Below are 18,885 nucleotides of genomic sequence, written 5' to 3'. Positions count from 1 at the left end.
TATGGAACCACAGCCTCAGATTCACATGCGCTTAGCGTGCCGATTAGTCGGACGGAGCGTTGTTCTCGACCTTCGTCGCGCTGTCCTTTTGGCTGCTGTTCTGGCTGCCCGAAATCACAATTTCTTCTTCCGGACGCACAGCGGTCTTCAAGGCCACTGCACGAGCCAGTCGCGCGTAGCGTAGCTCCTGTTCGCGGAAGCGGATGTAGGACGACACCGTGGTAAACACGAACGCCAACACCAGTACGTAGAGCAGCAAATCGGTGCCCCGGGTCACACCGATCCAGTTGGCCACCACGGTCAGATCGTCGGGACGCACGATTGCCCACAGGCACGCGACGACGAAAAGGACGAATCCCAGCTTCACGCCCGCCTTGGCGCGTGCTTTACGACGGTTAGCGACGAAGTAAGCCACCAGGCCCACCATCGCCAGCAGCAAAATAATTTGAACGATGGATGCGGTCATGGCAGCCTCTTCGAAATCAGGGAGTCGGCAAGGATATTGACACCGTTGAACAAGGATTGCCCTTTGGACATGGAGTATTCCGTGTAGAGGATATCCACCGGCTGCTCAGCGGTACGCCAGCCTCTGTTGTCCATGACCTCGACAAATTCGGAGGCATGGCTCATGCCGTTCATGCGCAGGCTCAGTTGCTCTGCCACCGTGCGGTTGAAGGCGCGCAGGCCGTTGTGGGCGTCGGTAAGACCGAGTCGGCGCGTGCGTGGTGACAACATGACCACCGTCTTGAGGACAATTCGCTTAATCAGCGGCACCTGGTCATCCTCGGCGCGAGGGCGGCCGAAACGGGTTCCCACAATGATGTCGATTGGTTCGCTGCGCAGTCGCTGCACCATGGCAACGACGTCCTTGACCTGGTGCTGGCCATCGGCGTCGAAGGTGACAAAGTACTTCGAGCCAGCCTGCGCGCGAGCGTATTCCACGCCGGTCTGGATAGCCGCACCTTGACCCAAATTGACAGGGTGGTTGACCAGGTGAGCGCCGGCCCTGTGAATCTCCAGGCTGGAGTTATCCGAAGAGCCGTCGTTGACCGCGACAATGTTGGGGAAGGTCTCGCGAGCGTGCTCGAGAACCTCACGAATAACCTGGCCCTCGTTGTAGCACGGCACAATCAGCCAGGTGTCCGAGAAATCCATGTTGTCAGTCATCGCTCCGAAGCCTACCGCACAAACAATCGTCGATACGCGCGTGACATGAGCTGAGTTGGCAAAAGTCGGAAAAGTGTCCGCACCGCCAAGTTAAACACCGCCCGCGGCCTGGAAATCAGCCCCTCAGCTACCAGCGTGCGCTGGAGCTGACGTTCACCGCGGATGATGCCGCGCGAGGTTCGCCGCTCGAACATGCCGTCGGCGCGGAAGTACACCAGCGGCTCGGGCAGATTCTTAAACTTCGCGCCAGCGGCCATGAGGCGCACCCAGAGGTCGTAGTCCTCCATCAGACGGATGTCGCGATACCCGCCGACCTCACGCACCTTCGCCGTGCGCAGCATCGAGGAGGGGTTATTTACAGGCGAATTGATCTTGATATAACGCGCAATTTCGGCGTGCGTCTGCGGCAGAGTCCGCACGCGCACCACATTGTTCGGCGTGCCCTCGAACTCCGCCATTGCACTGCCCAATACATCCAACTCCGGGTCAGCGGTCAGCGTGTCCCACTGCTTTTCAAATCGGTCCGCACGCGCAATATCGTCCGCATCCAGCCGCGCCACCCATGGGGTCTCCACCAGCTGAAGACCCGCCTGCGAAGCCACTCCCGAGCCGCCATTTTCCGCACAACGCAGCACGGTCATCTCCGAATGCGCCTGCTCATGCTTGACGACGACCCGGTCGAGTTCCTGCCCAATCGGGCCATCGATGACCACAATGACGTGCGCGGCCGGACGCGTCTGGTTCCACAGCGACTGCAGCGCAGTATCGAGCTGGTCGGGGACGACGCGGTGGTAGACGGTCATGAGAACCGTGAGGTCAGTGATGGTGGACATGTGAGTCTCGAACCTTGGGAGTTGCAGGGAGATATGGACGGTGCTTTTTGGGACGGCATCGGATGCGGGTGGTGTTATTCCACCGCAAAAGCCTCCGATACGGCTGACCTGGCAGCACGTGGGGAAAGTGTGCGCAGCGCAAGCAGGTGAATGGCAACACCTACTGCAGAGCCTACGGCGATAGCGGCGACCGTGCGTACCGACAGGTGCCCAGGGAGGAAAAGAATGGCAACGGCGATCGTGGTCGCAGCCAACCAACCGATCAGATACATATGGTGCTTCTCCACTGCCAAGGTGACCGAGCCGGTAATCATCAACATGGCGGTCAACGTCGCACCGAGCGTCAGCGCCGCGAGCACCGGCCCGGACACGTGATAGCTATCGTCCAGGATGAGAGTCATGATCCACGGGCCGATGAGCCATGCCAGGCCCGCCCCGAAGGTGCCGAAAGCAGCCAGCGCCCCCAACGGCTTGGCCAGCGCTGCCAGCACGCCCTCGGAGCGATGCCGGACAAAGCTCACAATGATGGCGTTTTGGAACTTCTCCAAGGGCATGAGCAGCGGAGCGCGGGTCAGCGTTACGGCGTAGGCGATTCCCGCAATGGTCACTGCTGCGGTGAAGTTGTTGGCATGCGGCGGGGTAAGTGACTCGGCTATCCCGGCGCCAGTGGTGACCGCTTCGCCGGCAATCTTGACGATTGTCGGAAAACCTGTGACCAGCACAGCAGATGCGCCAGATGCGCCCATGGCCGTGACCATGAGAGTGATGAAGCGGCGCACCGGGACGTCGGCACGCGCGAACATGACCGAGCGGGTTGCCGAGGAAAACAGCGCGAGAATAAGCCAACTGACTGTCCCGAACACCGTAATAATCAGCCAGGCCAGCAGACCCCAGCCGAAGTACCAGGCGACGAGTGCCAGTGCTACGCGCACGAGAATGTCGATCATGATTAGGGCGGCGTAGGGGCCCCACAGCTGGCGGCCGCTGAGCAGACCCGAGGTGGTGGCCTGCATCGAGTACAGAGCAAGGCCAGAGGCCATGAGCAGAATTGCAGTGCCGGCGTCATCCTGCACGACCAGTGGGGCCCACAGCGGACCCGTCACTGCCATGGTGATGAAAGTAACTGCGGCGACGCCCAGCGAAACCGTGATGGGACGAGCGCCGAGAGTTTGACCCGTTTCGGTAGCTGTCTGCTCCTGTTCCTGCTCCGGCTTCTGCTCTGGGGTCTGTTCACGGGGCCGCTCCCGCTTCCGGTTCCGCGCTTCCGCAGCACCAATCGCGCGCGTGGTCTCCTGCATCAACCCGCCGAGAACACCCGTGAGCGCGAAGAACAGTCCCCAAAACGCCACGAACTGCAGGTTTACCGCATTGGGAAGTGCGCGGGCCGAGATAATCAGCACCGCGAAGCTGCCTATCGCCGCGACAATCGTGGCCAGCGACAACCATTTGAAACCGGACATTGACGTGCCTCTAGCTCTCTAGTCCTTGGCCTTCGAGTAGCCGAGCTTTTCAAACTGAGCGGCCAGTTCCTCGTCCACGATTGGAGCACCATTATCGTCGATGCCCTGGTCAGCAGGGGAACGCGTTGGGTCGGTGGGGAAGTCCGGCAAGGAGCTGCGTGACAGCCAGGAGTCAAAGATGACATCCAGGTGCGAGGTGGTGATGCCACGCTCACGGCATACGCGGTTGGCCAGTGCGCGGAAGTCCACTGCATCGACCACACTGTGGCGGTTGGTGGTGGTCCACTTGTGCACCAGGTCGAAGAACACCTCGTCGCCCAGCAGCAGACGCAGAGCGTGCACAGTCAGCGCGCCGCGCTTGTACAGACGGTCGTCGAACATCAGCTTGGGCCCTGGGTTGGCGATGACGATGTCCTGATCATCTTCAAGCAGGTCCAGGTAGTGCTTGCGGGCGTGCACATCCGCGCTGGCACCGCCGCTGACCTCGGACCACACCCACTCGGAATAGCAGGCAAAACCCTCGTTGAGCCAGATATCGCGCCACTGCGAAATGCCGACACTGTTGCCGAACCACTGGTGCGACAACTCGTGGGCAATCAGTCGATTCCACGTGTCCTTGCCGTCGGCGTGGTTGGCTCCGAAGATGGACAGACCCTGTGCCTCGATGGGGATCTCCAGGTCGTCTTCACAAATGACCACCTGGTAGGCACGGAAGGGGTAAGGGCCAAAGAGCTTGGCGAATTCATCGAGCATGCGTCCCTGGTCGCGGAAGTCGTGGCGGGCATTTGCCACCAACTCAGAGGGCACCCAGGCCACTACGGTCGAGGTCTGGCACGGCAGCTCGACCTTCTTAAACTGGCCGACATTGATGGTGGCCAAGTAGGAGGCCATGGGCTCCTCGGTGACAAACCGCCAGCGGCGGCGCGATCCGCCCACGTTCACCGGAGCGTCGGCAAGCCCTGGTGCGACGACCTCGTAGGGAGCGTCGGTGACCATCGTGAACTCGTAAAATGCCTTGACCTCGGGATCGTCATCGCAGGGGTACCACGACGCCGCGCCCACCGGCTGCGATGCCACGAGTGCACCGTTTTCGAGTTCCTCCCAGCCAATTTCGCCCCACTTCGAGCGCACCGGACGTGGCGTGCCCGAGTAAGTCACAATCAGCCGCAGCGTCTCGTCGGGAGCCAACTCGCGGTCAAAGGTGACGCGCAGCTTGCGTCCCGAATGGCGCCAGCGCTTTACATCGATTGAGTGTGCCTGCGAATCGGAAATCGCATCCACCGAATCGACCCCCAGCGCATCCGCAAAGTCGAGCGTGATGTGTGAGGTCCAAGCATTGATTTCGATATGCAGAGTCGCCGTCGCCTTCAGACGATTCGGCCCGACCCGATAATCGAGGTCCAGCTCGTATTTGTTCACCCGGAAACCCAGGTTGAACGCAATACCGGTATAAGGATTAGTGAAATCAGCGCTACTCACGGCTGTTACCTTACTTGAGCTTGTTCCACAGCCACGTAGATATGAGTGCCTCGACGAACGCGACCTGCGAATTATCCGCCGCACCGGCGTGGCCTCCTTCGGTATTTTCGTGATAATCCACCGGCTGTCCCGCTTCCTCCAGCAGCCACGCCAGGCTCCTCGCATGTGCCGGGTGGACACGGTCATCCCTGGTAGACGTCGTAATCAACGCTGGTGGGTAGGCGCGCTGCTCTCGCTTGACGACGCGCTGGACCGGCGAATACTGCGCAATCGCAGCCCGCTCGGTGGGGTCGTCCGGGTTTCCATATTCGGCCATCCAGGAGGCTCCTGCGGACAGCTTGTGGTAGCGCATCATGTCCGCCAGTGGCACCTGGGACACCACCGCTCCCACTAACTCCGGGTAGGAGGTGAGGCAGACTGCGGTCAGCAGCCCGCCGTTGGAACCACCGCGCACGCCCAGCTGTTCGCGCGTGCAGTAGCCACGTGCAACCAAATCGCGCAGTACGGCCTGATGATCCTCATAGACCCTCATCCGCTCAGTCTTGACCACCGAGGAGTGCCAGGTCGGGCCAAATTCGCCACCGCCACGCAGGTTGGCCTCCACGAAGTAGCCGCCCCGATCGAGCCAGGTCAGTCCACGAATCGCCGAGTACTGTGGGACCAGCGAGACCTCGAAACCGCCGTAGGCGTGCACGAGGGTAGGGGCTGGGTTCGGAGTGGGTGTGGCTGTGGTTGTCTCTGCACTAGCGCCTGCGTCGAAGCGGCCGGTGATGCGATACGGAATCCGCGTGCCATCGGCCGAGGTCGCCCAGTGCTGCCGCGTCTCCATCCCCTCACTGTCGAAGAGCGCCGGAGCACGCCGCACTTCCGTGAGCGGGTTGCCGACTTGCCCGTACCAGAGAGTTGCCGGCTGCGTTGCCGAGGTCGACACCAACCAGATTTCATCGTCGCGTTCAGAGGCCGTATCAATCACGCTCACAGTGGCCTGTGCCGGTAACTCGCCGAAAGCCTCCACCGGCTCCCACGAGCCCTCCCGCAACACGACCAACTTCGTCGCCACATCCTCCAACAGCGTCAACACCAGGAAGTTCTTCGTCCACGCCAGCTGCTGGAACGAGGTGTGCGCATCAGGGGTGAAAATCACCTCCACCTCACGCGAGCCCGCCAGCCACTTATCGAGCTCCACAACGGCCACGCCACCAGCCGGAATGCCATTGAACTCCGTGCGGGGCATCAACACCAACCACTGCCGATGGACACTCGTGCGACAGTCCTGCGGCACCTCCAGGATCTGCAGGGAAAAGTCCCCATTCTGCTGCGCCGCCAACTTGCCCGGACGCTCCGCTGCCACGAACCGCTGCGAATTATAAAAATCATGCGCACGCTCGACAAACAGCCGCTCGAAACCCTCCGTCGCGTCGAACCAGCCGCCCACGGCCACATCATCACTGTGGCCTGAGAAAATCACATCCGCGCTTGACGACGGCATGCCGCGCCGCCACCTCCGCACCTGCCGCGGGTAGCCCGAATCCGTCAGTGACCCCGGACCAAAGTCACTGCCAACGAGAATCTCGTCACGGCCCAACCAACAGACATCGGACTTCGCCTCCGTGAGGTAGAACGGCTCATCCTCCACAAAAGTGCAGTTGACGAGGTCAAACTCCCGCACCACAGTGGCATCGGCGCCGCCGCGAGAGAGCAGAATCAACGCGCGGTCATACTCCGGATAACGGCACACCGTGCCCTTCCAGACCCAGTTTTCTCCCTCGGCTTTCGCCAGCGCATCGAGGTCGATGAGAGTTTCCCACTCGGTCGCCTGCGGATCGTCCTGGCCAGCCAGATAGCTCTGCAACGAGGTGCGCCGCCACAGGCCCCGCGGATGCTCGGCATCCCGCCAGAAGTTATAGAGGTACTCGCCGCGCCGCACCGGGTATGCGATCCGGGCATCGGTGTTGAGCGCAGCCAGGATGCGTTGTTCCAGGTTGGTGCGGTCGCTGGTGTCGTCGGCAAGCGAATCGACACCTGCGACGGTGGCCTCCGACTGCGCGCGGGCCCACGCCAGCGCCTGGGAGCCGTCGATATCGTCCAGCCAATCGGGGACAAGATCAGTGGAGAGGAAGGAGAGATTGTTGCCCAAGTCGGTGTCCGTGTCGGTGCCCATGCCCACCACCGTAGCCGACCGCAGTAGGTAAAACCGGGACTCGCGCGTGAAGTAAAGACAAGTCGTGCGTAGACTTGTGCACGTGGCTGAACATTTTGATCTTGTAGTACTCGGCGGCGGTCCTGGCGGATACGTCGCAGCAATCCGTGCATCCCAGCTGGGTCTGAAGACCGCTGTGGTGGAGAAGCAATACTGGGGCGGTGTCTGCCTCAACGTTGGCTGTATTCCATCCAAGTCTCTGTTGAAGAACGCCGAGGTGGCGCACATTTTCAACCATGAGGCTAAGACCTTCGGTATCTCCGGCGATGTCTCCTTTGACTTCGGTGCCGCACACGCGCGTTCGCGCAAGGTGTCCGCGGGCATCGTCAAGGGTGTTCATTTCCTGATGAAGAAGAACAAGATCACCGAAATCAACGGTTTCGGTGAATTCACTGGCCCGACCTCCATGGCCATCACTGATGGCGATGACGAAGGCAAGGAAATTACCTTCGATAAGGCGATTATTGCGACCGGCTCTGTCGTCCGTTCCCTGCCGGGCGTTGAGGTCGGCGGCAACATCGTTTCCTACGAAGAGCAGATTCTCTCCGACGAGCTGCCGGACTCCATGGTTATCGTCGGTGCTGGCGCCATCGGTATGGAGTTCGCATACGTCTTGGCTAACTACGGCGTGGATGTCACCATCGTCGAGTTCATGGACAACGTTCTGCCGAACGAGGACGCAGACGTCTCCAAGGTTATTGCCAAGGAATACAAGAAGCTGGGCGTCAAGCTCATGACCGGGCACAAGACCACCTCCATCGTGGACAATGGTGACTCGGTTGAGGTCAAGGTCGAGGCCAAGGATGGCGGCGACGAGCAGACTCTGACCGTCGACCGCGTTATGGTCTCCATCGGCTTCGCACCGCGCACCGAGGGCATCGGCCTGGACAAGGCCGGTGTTGAGCTGGGCGAGCGCGGCGAGATTGTCATCGACGAGTACATGCGCACCAACGTCGACAACATCTACGCCATCGGTGACGTCACCATGAAGCTGCAGCTGGCACACGTCGCTGAGGCACAGGGCGTTATCGCAGCTGAGCACATGGCGGGTCACGAGACCGAGACCATCCCGGACTACAACATGATGCCGCGCGCAACCTTCTGTAACCCGCAGGTTGGTTCCTTCGGTAAGACCGAGGCGCAGGCCAAGAAGTGGGCAGAGGAGAACGGTCGCGAGATTAAGGTCTCCACCTTCCCGTTCTCTGCAAACGGTAAGGCCCAGGGGCTGGCGGAGCCGGCTGGTTTCGTGAAGCTCATTGCAGATGCCGAATACGGCGAGCTGCTGGGTGGCCATATGGTGGGTGCCAACGTTTCCGAGCTCATGCCGCAGCTGGTTCTGGCTGAGAAGTACGAGCTGACCACTGAGGAAATCGGCCGCGCCGTCCACATTCACCCGACCATGTCCGAGGCTATGAAGGAAGCAGCTGAGGGCGTTATGGGCAAGATGATCAACCTGTAAGAGGTTGTGGCTTTGGCCTGGGGCCAGTTTTCGCTGGTCCTGGCTCTCACTGGGCTGGTCCCGGTTCAGGCAAATACGAGTTAGTGCTTAAGTTTATGACAGTTTGACCGTGAAAATCGGTGCGAAAGTGTCATAAACTTAAGCACTTTCTTTTTGGGTCTTCCTTTTTTTTTGGGGGGGGGAGCATCCTGCGCGAACCAAGCCCCCGCAAACAGGCCGGCTCCGCGCCCGTCGTAAAGCGAACTAGTACGGCGAGACGGTGGAGCGGTGCATGTTGATGTCGATATCGCGATGGATCGGCGGGAACGCGCGCTGCGGACATGCCTCGCGGGAGCAGACCCTGCAGCCGGCACCGATTGGAGTGGCGGCGTCGAGGTCCGCGAGATCGAGACCATCGGCGTACACGGTGCGCTCAGCGTGACGGGCCTCGCAGCCCAAACCGATGGCAAAAACCTTACCTGGCTTGCCGAAACGTGCCGCGTGATGCTCCACGGTCCGCGAGATCCACATGTACGGCCGACCATCCGGCATGAGCGCGACCTGCCGCATGACTTTGCCGGGGTAGGAGAAAGTCTCGTAGACGTTCCACAGCGGGCAGGTACCGCCCGAATGCGTGAAGTGGAAGCCCGTGGCGGATTGACGTTTGGACATGTTGCCCGCGCGGTCGACGCGCACGAATGTCCACGGGATGCCGCGCAAGCTGGGGCGTTGCATCGTGGACAATCGGTGGCAGATGGTCTCGTAGCCGACACCGTAAGTGCGCGACAACAGCTCGATGTCGTAGCGCTTCGACTCAGCCATCGCATGGAACGACTCATACGGCAGAATCAGCGCCGCCGCGTAATACGTCGCGACTCCGCGCTGCGCCAGCTTCCGCGACTCCTCCGACATGAAATGCCCGGACGCGACGGCCTCGGAAATGGTCTCGCCCTGCTCCAAAAACCCCAGCTCCGTGGCCATGCGGAAGGCCCGCTGTCCCGGCGAGAGGTGCCGCGCGAGGTAGAGCGTCTTCGTCCGCCGATCAAGGCTGTGCTGCACATCGCCTAACGACGATTCCAGCGCAATCCGAATCCCATGGTCGTTGGACAGCCTGTCGGCCAGCACAGAGACCACATCGGTGGTCTCGTCGGTGATGCGCAGCTCGCGGGCCAGCTCCTCAGCGGCGGTGTCGACCGAAGCGATGTAGTTCTGGCGGGCGTAGAAGTAGTCGCGGACCTCCTCATGAGGCATGGTCAGCGCCTGTGAACCGGAGGCGGTGTCGGTGCTGTTGCCGAAGTTGCGCTCCTCGGTGGCCAGAGAGAGTTTGTCCGTGACGTTGCGGTAGCGGCGGTGAATGTCCACCATGATGCGGGCGATATCAGGGTGGTCGCGAACCATTTCCGAGATCTCCTGCAGATCCATGGGAGACTTAGCGATCTCCTTGTCCATTACCACGTCCTGGACCTCAGCGAGGAGGCGGGAGTCGTCATCTCGGGAGAAGAAAGTCGCGTCAACGCCGAATGTGTCCGTGATGCGGAGCAGCACGGGCACAGTCAGCGGGCGGACGTCGTGCTCAATCTGGTTGACGTAACTAGCCGAGAGGCCCAACGCCTGTGCGAGCGCAGCCTGGCTGAGGTCGCGCTCGCGGCGTAGCTGGCGGAGGCGGGATCCGACATAGGTTTTCGACATACTGCCCAGCATATCGCGGGCTTTGCTGAACTTGTGTAGAAAACCGTTGCAACCTTTGCTTACGTGTGTAGGTGCTGAGGTTCTCAGGCACGCTTCACGACGGCCCGGAGTCGACACGTCGATGAACACACAAAAACACCCAGCGAGGGCTGTAAGTGCAACCCTCGCTGGGTGTTGAAGTTAGGTCCTTGACCTAAGCCCTAAGTCGAGTGACTTAGAACTGACCCTCCTCGGTGGAGCCCTTCAGGGCGGTGGTGGAGGAGTTCGGGTCGACGGTGGTGGCGATGCGGTCGAAGTAGCCAGCGCCAACCTCGCGCTGGTGCTTGACAGCGGTGAAGCCGCGCTTCTCGGCAGCCTCGAACTCGCGGTTCTGCAGGTCGACGAATGCGGACATCTGCTCGCGAGCGTAGCCGTAAGCCAGGTCGAACATGCCGTAGTTCAGGGCGTGGAAGCCAGCCAGGGTGATGAACTGGAACTTGAAGCCCATCTTGCCCAGCTCGTTCTGGAACTTGGCGATCTCGTCCTTCTCGAGGTGAGCGGACCAGTTGAAGGACGGGGAGCAGTTGTAAGCCAGGAGCTGGTCCGGGTACTCAGCCTTGACGCCCTCAGCGAACTTCTTAGCCAGCTCGAGGTCCGGAGTACCGGTCTCCATCCAGATCATGTCAGCGTACGGAGCGTAGGACTTTGCACGCTCGATGCACGGCTCCAGGCCGTTCTGGACGTGGTAGAAGCCCTCGGAGGTGCGGTCACCGGTGATGAACTTCTGGTCGCGCTCATCAACATCGGAGGTGATGAGGGTAGCGGCCTCAGCGTCGGTGCGGGCGATGATGACGGTCGGGGTGTTGGAGACGTCAGCAGCCAGGCGAGCAGAGGTCAGGGTGCGGATGTGCTGCTGGGTCGGGATCAGGACCTTGCCGCCCAGGTGGCCACACTTCTTCTCAGAAGCGAGCTGGTCCTCCCAGTGGGTACCAGCGGCACCAGCGTTGATCATAGCCTTCTGCAGCTCGTAGACGTTCAGAGCGCCACCGAAGCCAGCCTCACCGTCAGCGACGATTGGCAGCAGCCAGTTGTCGACGGAGTCGTCGCCCTCGATACGAGCGATCTCGTCTGCGCGGAGCAGAGCGTTGTTGATGCGGCGAACGACGTTCGGCACGGAGTTGGCCGGGTACAGGGACTGGTCCGGGTAGGTGTGGCCGGAGAGGTTAGCGTCACCAGCAACCTGCCAACCGGAGAGGTAGACAGCCTTCAGGCCAGCGCGAGCCTGCTGAACGGCCATGTTACCGGTCAGTGCGCCCAGAGCGTTGATGTAGGAGTCGTCCTTAACGTTGACGCCTTCCCACAGGATCTCAGCGCCGCGGCGAGCGAGGGTGTTCTCCTCGACGACGGAGCCCTGGAGCTCAGCAACCTGCTCAGCGGTGTAGTCGCGGGTGATACCTTCCCAGCGCGGGTTCTCGTCCCAATCCTTCTGGATTTCGGCGGCGGTACGTGCCTTACCAACGTTAGACATAAACGGAGTCACTTCCTTTTGCTTGCTTTTTGAACTCCGGGTGCTGACTTAAGAACAATTCCGACAGAACCGATCTACAGGCTGACCCGATAGTGACCGCGGTGTCACGTGAATGCAGGGGGCGCTAGCAGAGTGCTGTACCCCTGCACGCAAACACGCGAACAAAAACAATGTCCGCTTCCGCGTGCCATGTCTCACATTTTGGGGCATAGCGCTACGTTCGTCAAGCAGCTTCCGATGTGAATTCAAGTATGTAATACGGATAACACTTGTGAATATTGCAAACATTGTGATGTGTAGCTTGGCTTTAACAATTTTCGCCTGTGACCGGCCGGTACATTTGTACTGTTATTTCCCTATGGCGGACTCGCGAATAATGTTCCCCCCGCTTTGGGGTGATTTATATTTTGGTATTTATCAAAGCTGGCCGTTAACAGTGTTTGGGGTTTAGGGGGTGTTTCGCTACCCCCGAAATTACGGCCGTAAAGGTGGAAACGGGCTTCTAAATACACTGCCGTTACACCGTCAGTACCCCGCCGGGGCATCCCTGGGTAGTGGCCAGGGTCTCGGTTGTCATCTCGCTTTTATGGTCTGGTTTGAAGGCGGAGGCTGTAGCGACGTGATTGGTCGCTGGCCGTTGATATGCAGGTCGCAATAGTAAATGTCTGTGAGGCGCGACACTTTCCCATTGTGTGTGGTGTTCTGTGGCTGGAGGAAAGAGTGCCGGGGATGCTGCAGTCAATGCGGGTGGGGGAGGGCTGGTTGTGGCGTCAGGACTGAATGCCCGAATGGTCATTGGGGAGGGGTGGGGTCTGTTCGCAGGGTGCTCGTCGTAAAGCGAATGAAATGGCAAATGTGAGCGGCGCTATACCGGGCTGGCGGTTGGCGGTTATGGAAAAAGACGGTTCATAAGTGCGCCGAATCACATACAGTAGGGGAACAACGCATCCAGTGTGAGCCGCTGACGTGGCCGTGGCTGGATGGGCAAATTGCAATCAATAGTTTTGAGGAGAGCAATGGCACAGCGTATTTCGGCAGGTGGAATGCAGGTCGCGAAGGTTCTTTACGACTTCGTTAATGACACCGCACTCCCCGCCGCCGGCATTGAGGACAAGGACGCGTTCTGGAACGGCTTCGGTGACATTGTCGCTAAGTACACTCCGCGCAACCGCGAGCTGCTGGCCAAGCGCGATGAGCTGCAGGAAAAGCTCGACGCTTGGTACAAGGAACACCCGGGCGAGCAGAATCAGGATGAGTACGTCGCATTCCTGAAGGAAATTGGCTACCTCGTTGACAACCCGGGTGACTTCCAGGTCACTACCGCTAACGTCGACACCGAGATCACTTCCACCGCTGGCCCGCAGCTGGTTGTGCCGGTCCTCAACGCCCGTTTCGCCATCAACGCTGCGAACGCACGCTGGGGCTCGCTTTACGACGCGCTGTACGGCACCAACGCTATTCCTGAAGATGGCGGTGCGGAGAAGGACACCCCGGGCTACAACAAGGTCCGCGGTGACCGCGTTATCGCATGGGGTCGTAACTTCCTGGACAAGGCTCTGCCGCTGGTTGACGGTTCCCACGCGGACGTCACCTCTTACGACATCGTCGACGGTCACCTGCAGGCAACCCTGGAAGGTGGCGCTACCTCCGGTCTGCGCGAGCCGGAGACCCTGGTCGGCTACACCGGTGATAAGGACGCGCCGGAGTCCATTTACTTCAAGCACAACGGTCTGCACATCCAGCTGCTGATTGACCCGGAGTCCCCGGTTGGCAAGACCGACAAGGCTGGCGTCAAGGACATCATCCTGGAAGCCGCTGTCACCAACATCATGGACCTCGAGGACTCTGTCGCCGCAGTTGACGCTGCAGACAAGACCCTGGGTTACACCAACTGGCTGGGCCTGAACGTCGGTGACCTCGCAGTCGAGTTCACCCGTGGCGGCAAGAAGCTGTCCCGTACCATCAACGACGACCGCACCTACACCGCTCTTGACGGTTCCGAGGTCACCCTGCACGGTCGTTCCCTGAACCTGGTCCGTAACGTCGGCCACCTGATGCAGAACCCGGCCATCCTCGACCGCGACGGCGAGGAGATTTTCGAGGGCATCATGGATGCCGTCGTCACCGCTGTGTGTGCAATCCCGGGCCTGGACCAGGACAACGCACGTAAGAACTCCCGTACCGGTTCGATCTACATCGTGAAGCCGAAGCAGCACGGCCCGGATGAGGCTGCATTCACCAACGAGCTGTTCGCAGACGTTGAGAAGCTGCTGGGTCTTCCGCACAACACCCTGAAGGTCGGCCTGATGGACGAGGAGCGTCGTACCTCCGTCAACCTGGACGCCGCCATCAAGGCTGTTTCCGAGCGTGTCGTCTTCATTAACACCGGCTTCATGGACCGCACTGGTGATGAGATCCACACCTCCATCCAGGCTGGTCCGATGTTCCGCAAGGCTGTCCAGAAGACCGCTCCATGGATGCTGGCTTACGAGGACAACAACGTCGACTCCGGTCTGGCACACGGCCTGCAGGGCAAGGCTCAGATTGGTAAGGGCATGTGGGCCATGACCGAGCAGATGGCCGAGCTGCTGGAGCAGAAGATCGGTCAGCCGAAGCAGGGTGCTTCCACCGCGTGGGTTCCGTCCCCGACCGGTGGTGTCCTGCACGCTACCCACTACCACGAGGTTGACGTCTTCGGCGTTCAGGACAAGCTGCTTACCGACGGTCGCCGCGACACCTTCGGTGATCTGCTCACCATCCCGGTAGCGGCAGCTAAGGCTGGCGAGCCGGGCGCTGACTGGTCCGATGAGGACAAGGCCAACGAGCTGGATAACAACTGCCAGTCCATCCTGGGCTACGTTATCCGCTGGGTTGAGCAGGGTGTTGGCTGCTCCAAGGTGCCGGACATCAACGATGTTGACCTGATGGAGGACCGCGCTACCCTGCGTATTTCCTCCCAGACTCTGGCTAACTGGCTGCTGCACGGTGTTGTCACCGAGGAGCAGATCATCGATTCGCTGGAGCGCATGGCCGAGGTCGTTGACCGCCAGAACGAGGGCGATGAGGCATACCTGCCGATGGCTCCGGACTTCGACAAGTCCATTGGTTTCCAGGCTGCCAAGGAGCTCATCCTCGATGGTGTGAACCAGCCGTCCGGTTACACCGAGCCGATCCTGCACCGCCGTCGCCTGGAGTTCAAGAAGCGCGAGGGCATCGACCAGGATTAATTCTTGGTCGGGCTGCGGCTGCCGAGCCTGCAATAACAAAATAGATATCCAAACTGCCGGTGTGTAGGTGGTATTGGCTAACCTCTGATGCCAATTCCGCATGCGCGCCGGCAGTTTTGTTTTTGGGGGAAGCGCACCATGATTCTCGGATTCGAGATACCCGGGTTCGCAAGCGGGGTAGGGGCAACGTTGCTAGCGTTGATTGGGAAGTTAATTGAGAATATGCAGTCTGCAACGTCCAAGGAGCTGCGACCCCCCATGACTAATTCCACGACCGACAGTGCTACCAACCTCGCCAAGGCCAAAGAATTCCTCCATAGCGCGGGCGCAATCCTCTTTGACCTCGACGGGGTAATTACCCCTACTGCCGATGTTCACGAGCAGGCGTGGGCGGACATGTTTAGCGACTACTTCGAGCACAAGGGTGTCTCGGCCTACACAGAGGAGGACTACTTCACCTACCTCGATGGCCGCCGCCGCGATGAGGGCATCGCAGCAATCCTGGAATCTCGCGGCATTTCGCTGCCACACGGTAGCGATGAGGACACAGCGAAAGACGAGACGATTGTCGGGCTCGGGAAGCGCAAAAATGATGACTTCTTGGCGCGAGTCGAGAGGGGAATTGAGGCCTACCCGGGGTCGGTTGCGCTGCTCGACGAGTTACAGGGCGCGAGGGACTCGTCGGCAAGCGAAAAACCGCAGTTGGCGGTGGTTAGCTCGTCGAAGAACGCGGTGCCGGTGCTGACGGCCGCTGGGCTGCGTGAGCGGTTCGTGGAGGTTGTTGACGGCGTGGTGGCGCATGAGAACAACCTGCCGGGTAAGCCAGCCGCCGATACTTTCGTGTACGCGGCGAAGAATCTGGGGGTGGCGCCGCGCGATGCTGTGGTGGTCGAGGATGCCATCAGTGGTGTGCAAGCGGGTGCAGCCGGCGCATTTGGTCTGGTCATTGGTGTTGACCGCGGTGCTGGTGCGGAAGCGCTGCGCCGAGCGGGCGCCGACGTTGTGGTCAGTGACTTGGCGGCACTCGTCTAGGCTGGCTCGTGACAAATGGCTGAGACAAAACCGGAAGGCATCATGGCCAACGATTCGACCACGGCAGCAGTCGACGAGACTGAGCGTGTGATTCCGCAGGGGCAGGGTCACGACGCGGAGACCGCAGAGGCTGAAAAACAGGAGGAGACGGTGTCCCCAGTTCGTCGTAAGCAGCGTCGTAACTTCCCGGCGGATCGTGCGGATAAGCACCACCACCTTGTAAATGCCGAGGGACTCATGGACCGAGACATCACTCCGGTCGATGAGTGGCGTCTGATTGAGACGAAGCCGAACGGCCTCCCGCTCGGTTTGGGCGAGACGCTGTTTGCGCTGTCGAACGGGTACATCGGCATGCGTGGCAACCCGCCGGAGGGCCGTGACTCCAGTGAGCACGGCACTTATATCAACGGTCTGCATGAGACCTGGCCGATTAGGCACGCCGAGGACGCCTACGGCCTAGCCCGCCAGGGGCAGACGATTGTCAATGCTCCGGACGCTAAGGCAATGCGTCTCTACATTGACGATGAGCCCCTGCGTCTCGGCAATGCTGAGGTCAGCGACTACGAACGTAGCCTGGATTTCCGCGAGGGCGTGCTGCGTCGTCGGTTCATTTGGCGCACCCCGGGTGGCAAGCGCGTTCGCGTCACCTCTGAGCGCATGGTGTCTTTCCAGGAAAAGCATGTCGCCGCGATGAGTCTGGAAGTCGAGCTGCTGGATGCGGATGCTGCGGTGATGATTAACTCGCAGATCCTCAACCGCCAGGACGGCGAGGACGAATACCACGATGCCGCTAAGGCGCAGGGCACCGAACTGGATCCCCGTCGCGCCGAGGCGCTGGAAGACCGCGTTCTCATTCCGGCATTTCAGTCGGAATCGGCGCACGGGCAGCGCTCGACGCTGGGCTACCGCTGCGCGAACTCCGGTATGACCGTGGCTACCTCCATGGACCACACCTTTACTGTCCGCACTCCCGACGGCACGGAGCCGTTCGTAGAGATTTCGCAGTCGACCGAGCCGGATGTGGCCAGCTCCCTGTTCAACCTGGATGCGCCGGTCGGCACTGTCATACGCCTGGAGAAGCTGGTCGCGTACCACTCCTCCCGTAAGGTGCGTGCCGAAGAGCTGGCATTCCGCTGTGAGCGCACCCTGAACCGCGTCGGCCGCATCGGCATGCTGGGGCTGATGGAGAACCAGGAGGAGTGGCTCGAACGCTTCTGGGAGCGCTCTGACGTGGTCATTTACAATCAGCCGGAGATTCAGCAGGCAGTGCGCTGGAACATTTGGCAGATTATCCAGGCCGCCGCCCGCGCCGAATTCCAAGGCGTCCCGGCCAAGGGAATGACCGGCACCGGCTACGGCGGCCACTACTTCTGGGACACGGAAATCTACGTGACCCCATTCCTTACCTATACGTCGCCGCAATTCTCGCGCAATGCCATGCGTTTCCGCTGGGACATGCTCGAAGCCGCGTGGGCGCGTGCCGACGAACTGGCGCACGACGGTGCCCTCTTCCCGTGGCGCACTATCAATGGTCAGGAGTCCTCGGCCTACTTTGAGGCCGGCACGGCGCAGTACCACATCGATGCGGACATCGTGTACGCGATGATGAAGTACGTCTATGCCTCCGGCGATGAGGAGTTCCTGCTCAAGGAGGGCACGGATCTGTTGCTCGGCACGGCCAGGTTTTGGATGTCGTTGGGATTCTTTGATGCCGAGCAGCGAGAGTTCCAAATTCACAGCGTCACCGGTCCAGATGAGTACAACACGGTGGTGAACAACAACCTGTACACCAACGTGATGGCGCAGTATAACCTGCGGGTTGCTGCGGACGTCGTCAAGCAGATGAAGCGTGATCGCCCTGCTGCCTATCGCGAACTGACCAACCGCTTCGACCTCACTGAGCGCGAGGTTGAAGAGTGGGAGCAGGCCGCTGAGGCGATGTACATCCCGTTCGATGAGAAGCTCGGCATTCACCCTCAGGATGACCAGTTCCTGCTGCGTAAGCGCTGGAATCTCGACGATCCCGAAGTTGGCCCGCTGCGCCCGCTGCTGCTGCATTACCACCCGCTGACGATTTACCGTCACCAGGTCATTAAGCAGGCGGACGTCGTCCTCGCACTGTTCCTCATGGGCAATCGCTTTACGACGGAACAAAAGCGCGCAGACTACATGTATTACGATCCGCTCACCACCGGTGATTCCTCGCTGTCCGCCGTTGTGCAGTCCATTGTTGCGGCCGAGTTGGGCTTGCAGGAGCAGGCAATGGACTTCTTCCTACGCGGACTCTATGTGGACCTGGCGAACTTGCATGGCAACGCTGCCGATGGTGTCCACGTCGCATCTGCCGGTGGTGTGTGGCAGTCCCTGGTCTATGGTTTCGGTGGTTTCCGCGATCATGACGGCCGCTACAGTATTGACCCGCGTCTGCCGGAGGACTGGAGTGGTCTGACGTACCGAGTCACTATTCGTGGTTGTCGTATCCGAGTGACGGTGCGCGGCCGCACGGTGGAAGTCGTCCTGGAGGAGGGAGACCACCAGGTTGGGCCGATTATGGTCGCAGGACATGAGGTGATCATTGGTCCGGAGCCGTTGACCGTGGTGATGGCGAACTCGGATCAGAGCGAGGATTAGTCGGACGGCTTCGGCCGTACACGGTGCCAATAGGGGGGGGATTGCCTGTTGGGGGTGGCTGTTTGGGCCTTTGGGGAATTCGGCAGGGGTAAAAATAAAGAATTTCGCAACATAATTATTGAGTATTAAATCCGTCCACCTGAGAAAAGTGGGCGGTTTTTTATTTTCGTGCTATTTATGTTGCGTTATTAGCTAGTTTGGGCGGGGGAAAAATCGGCAAAA

At 60.3% G+C, this 18,885-nt stretch carries 12 protein-coding genes; 4 read left to right on the top strand and 8 right to left on the bottom strand.

Translation table 11 applies throughout. The features are described 5' to 3' along the window. Positions 1-43 precede the first annotated feature (43 nt). The 6 genes from HMPREF3053_RS06210 to HMPREF3053_RS06185 form a co-directional block, all read right to left on the bottom strand. Positions 44-466, bottom strand: a complete 423-nt coding sequence (locus tag HMPREF3053_RS06210) for a DUF2304 domain-containing protein (protein WP_048732304.1) — start codon at positions 464-466, stop codon at positions 44-46. Next, positions 463-1,155 carry a glycosyltransferase family 2 protein gene (locus tag HMPREF3053_RS06205; protein WP_070767457.1) on the bottom strand — a complete coding sequence of 231 codons (693 nt, stop codon included), beginning with the start codon at positions 1,153-1,155 and terminating at the stop codon, positions 463-465. Before HMPREF3053_RS06205 ends, HMPREF3053_RS06210 begins: the two co-directional genes overlap by 4 nt. Before the next feature lie 23 nt (positions 1,156-1,178). Continuing rightward, positions 1,179-2,000 carry a glycosyltransferase gene (locus tag HMPREF3053_RS06200; RefSeq protein WP_016421954.1) on the bottom strand — a complete coding sequence of 274 codons (822 nt, stop codon included), beginning with the start codon at positions 1,998-2,000 and terminating at the stop codon, positions 1,179-1,181. A 74-nt stretch (positions 2,001-2,074) separates the two neighbouring features. Further along, the gene (locus HMPREF3053_RS06195) at positions 2,075-3,460 is read right to left on the bottom strand and encodes a polysaccharide biosynthesis protein (protein ID WP_016421955.1); all 1,386 of its coding nucleotides are present in this window, start codon (positions 3,458-3,460) and stop codon (positions 2,075-2,077) included. An 18-nt stretch (positions 3,461-3,478) separates the two neighbouring features. Continuing rightward, the gene (locus HMPREF3053_RS06190; protein ID WP_016421956.1) at positions 3,479-4,939 is read right to left on the bottom strand and encodes a M1 family metallopeptidase; all 1,461 of its coding nucleotides are present in this window, start codon (positions 4,937-4,939) and stop codon (positions 3,479-3,481) included. 10 nt (positions 4,940-4,949) lie between these two features. Continuing rightward, complete coding sequence (locus tag HMPREF3053_RS06185) at positions 4,950-7,100, bottom strand: prolyl oligopeptidase family serine peptidase (RefSeq protein ID WP_016421957.1); 2,151 nt, start codon at positions 7,098-7,100, stop codon at positions 4,950-4,952. A gap of 82 nt (positions 7,101-7,182) precedes the next feature. Here HMPREF3053_RS06185 and lpdA point away from each other — a divergent pair, with 82 nt between their 5' ends. After that, entirely contained in the window at positions 7,183-8,598 is a 1,416-nt protein-coding gene (gene lpdA / locus HMPREF3053_RS06180) for a dihydrolipoyl dehydrogenase (RefSeq protein ID WP_042389081.1), read from the top strand. A gap of 243 nt (positions 8,599-8,841) precedes the next feature. On the opposite strand, the gene ramB is transcribed toward lpdA, so the two are convergent. Then, the gene (gene ramB / locus HMPREF3053_RS06175; RefSeq protein WP_038629316.1) at positions 8,842-10,266 is read right to left on the bottom strand and encodes an acetate metabolism transcriptional regulator RamB; all 1,425 of its coding nucleotides are present in this window, start codon (positions 10,264-10,266) and stop codon (positions 8,842-8,844) included. Positions 10,267-10,480: 214 nt separating this feature from the next. Beyond that, the gene (gene aceA / locus HMPREF3053_RS06170; RefSeq protein WP_016421960.1) at positions 10,481-11,773 is read right to left on the bottom strand and encodes an isocitrate lyase; all 1,293 of its coding nucleotides are present in this window, start codon (positions 11,771-11,773) and stop codon (positions 10,481-10,483) included. Between the two features lie 1,016 nt (positions 11,774-12,789). On the opposite strand from aceA, the gene HMPREF3053_RS06165 reads away from it, so the two are divergent. The 3 genes from HMPREF3053_RS06165 (at position 12,790) to HMPREF3053_RS06155 (ending at position 18,663) form a co-directional block, all read left to right on the top strand. Next, positions 12,790-15,000, top strand: a complete 2,211-nt coding sequence (locus HMPREF3053_RS06165; protein WP_048732321.1) for a malate synthase G — start codon at positions 12,790-12,792, stop codon at positions 14,998-15,000. A gap of 258 nt (positions 15,001-15,258) precedes the next feature. Beyond that, positions 15,259-16,032 (top strand): HAD family hydrolase, encoded by a 774-nt coding sequence (locus tag HMPREF3053_RS06160; RefSeq protein ID WP_210400042.1) that lies wholly within the window; start codon positions 15,259-15,261, stop codon positions 16,030-16,032. 15 nt (positions 16,033-16,047) lie between these two features. Next, positions 16,048-18,663, top strand: coding sequence for a glycoside hydrolase family 65 protein (locus tag HMPREF3053_RS06155; RefSeq protein ID WP_016421963.1), 2,616 nt, complete (start codon positions 16,048-16,050; stop codon positions 18,661-18,663). The last annotated feature ends 222 nt before the right edge of the window (positions 18,664-18,885 follow it).

Source organism: Corynebacterium sp. HMSC064E07, assembly GCF_001815745.1.
Classification (GTDB): domain Bacteria; phylum Actinomycetota; class Actinomycetes; order Mycobacteriales; family Mycobacteriaceae; genus Corynebacterium; species Corynebacterium jeikeium_D.
The sequence above is the reverse complement of the archived record's forward strand: the minus strand, read 5'-3'. Positions and strand labels throughout refer to the sequence as shown.

Coding starts and splice junctions, on each gene's coding strand:
- HMPREF3053_RS06200 (WP_016421954.1), bottom strand. CDS start 2,000: ATGTCCACCATCACTGACCTCACGGTTCTCATGACCGTCTACCACCGC.
- aceA (WP_016421960.1), bottom strand. CDS start 11,773: ATGTCTAACGTTGGTAAGGCACGTACCGCCGCCGAAATCCAGAAGGAT.
- ramB (WP_038629316.1), bottom strand. CDS start 10,266: ATGTCGAAAACCTATGTCGGATCCCGCCTCCGCCAGCTACGCCGCGAG.
- HMPREF3053_RS06205 (WP_070767457.1), bottom strand. CDS start 1,155: ATGGATTTCTCGGACACCTGGCTGATTGTGCCGTGCTACAACGAGGGC.
- HMPREF3053_RS06195 (WP_016421955.1), bottom strand. CDS start 3,460: ATGTCCGGTTTCAAATGGTTGTCGCTGGCCACGATTGTCGCGGCGATA.
- HMPREF3053_RS06165 (WP_048732321.1), top strand. CDS start 12,790: ATGGCACAGCGTATTTCGGCAGGTGGAATGCAGGTCGCGAAGGTTCTT.
- HMPREF3053_RS06160 (WP_210400042.1), top strand. CDS start 15,259: ATGACTAATTCCACGACCGACAGTGCTACCAACCTCGCCAAGGCCAAA.
- HMPREF3053_RS06185 (WP_016421957.1), bottom strand. CDS start 7,100: ATGGGCACCGACACGGACACCGACTTGGGCAACAATCTCTCCTTCCTC.
- HMPREF3053_RS06155 (WP_016421963.1), top strand. CDS start 16,048: ATGGCTGAGACAAAACCGGAAGGCATCATGGCCAACGATTCGACCACG.
- HMPREF3053_RS06210 (WP_048732304.1), bottom strand. CDS start 466: ATGACCGCATCCATCGTTCAAATTATTTTGCTGCTGGCGATGGTGGGC.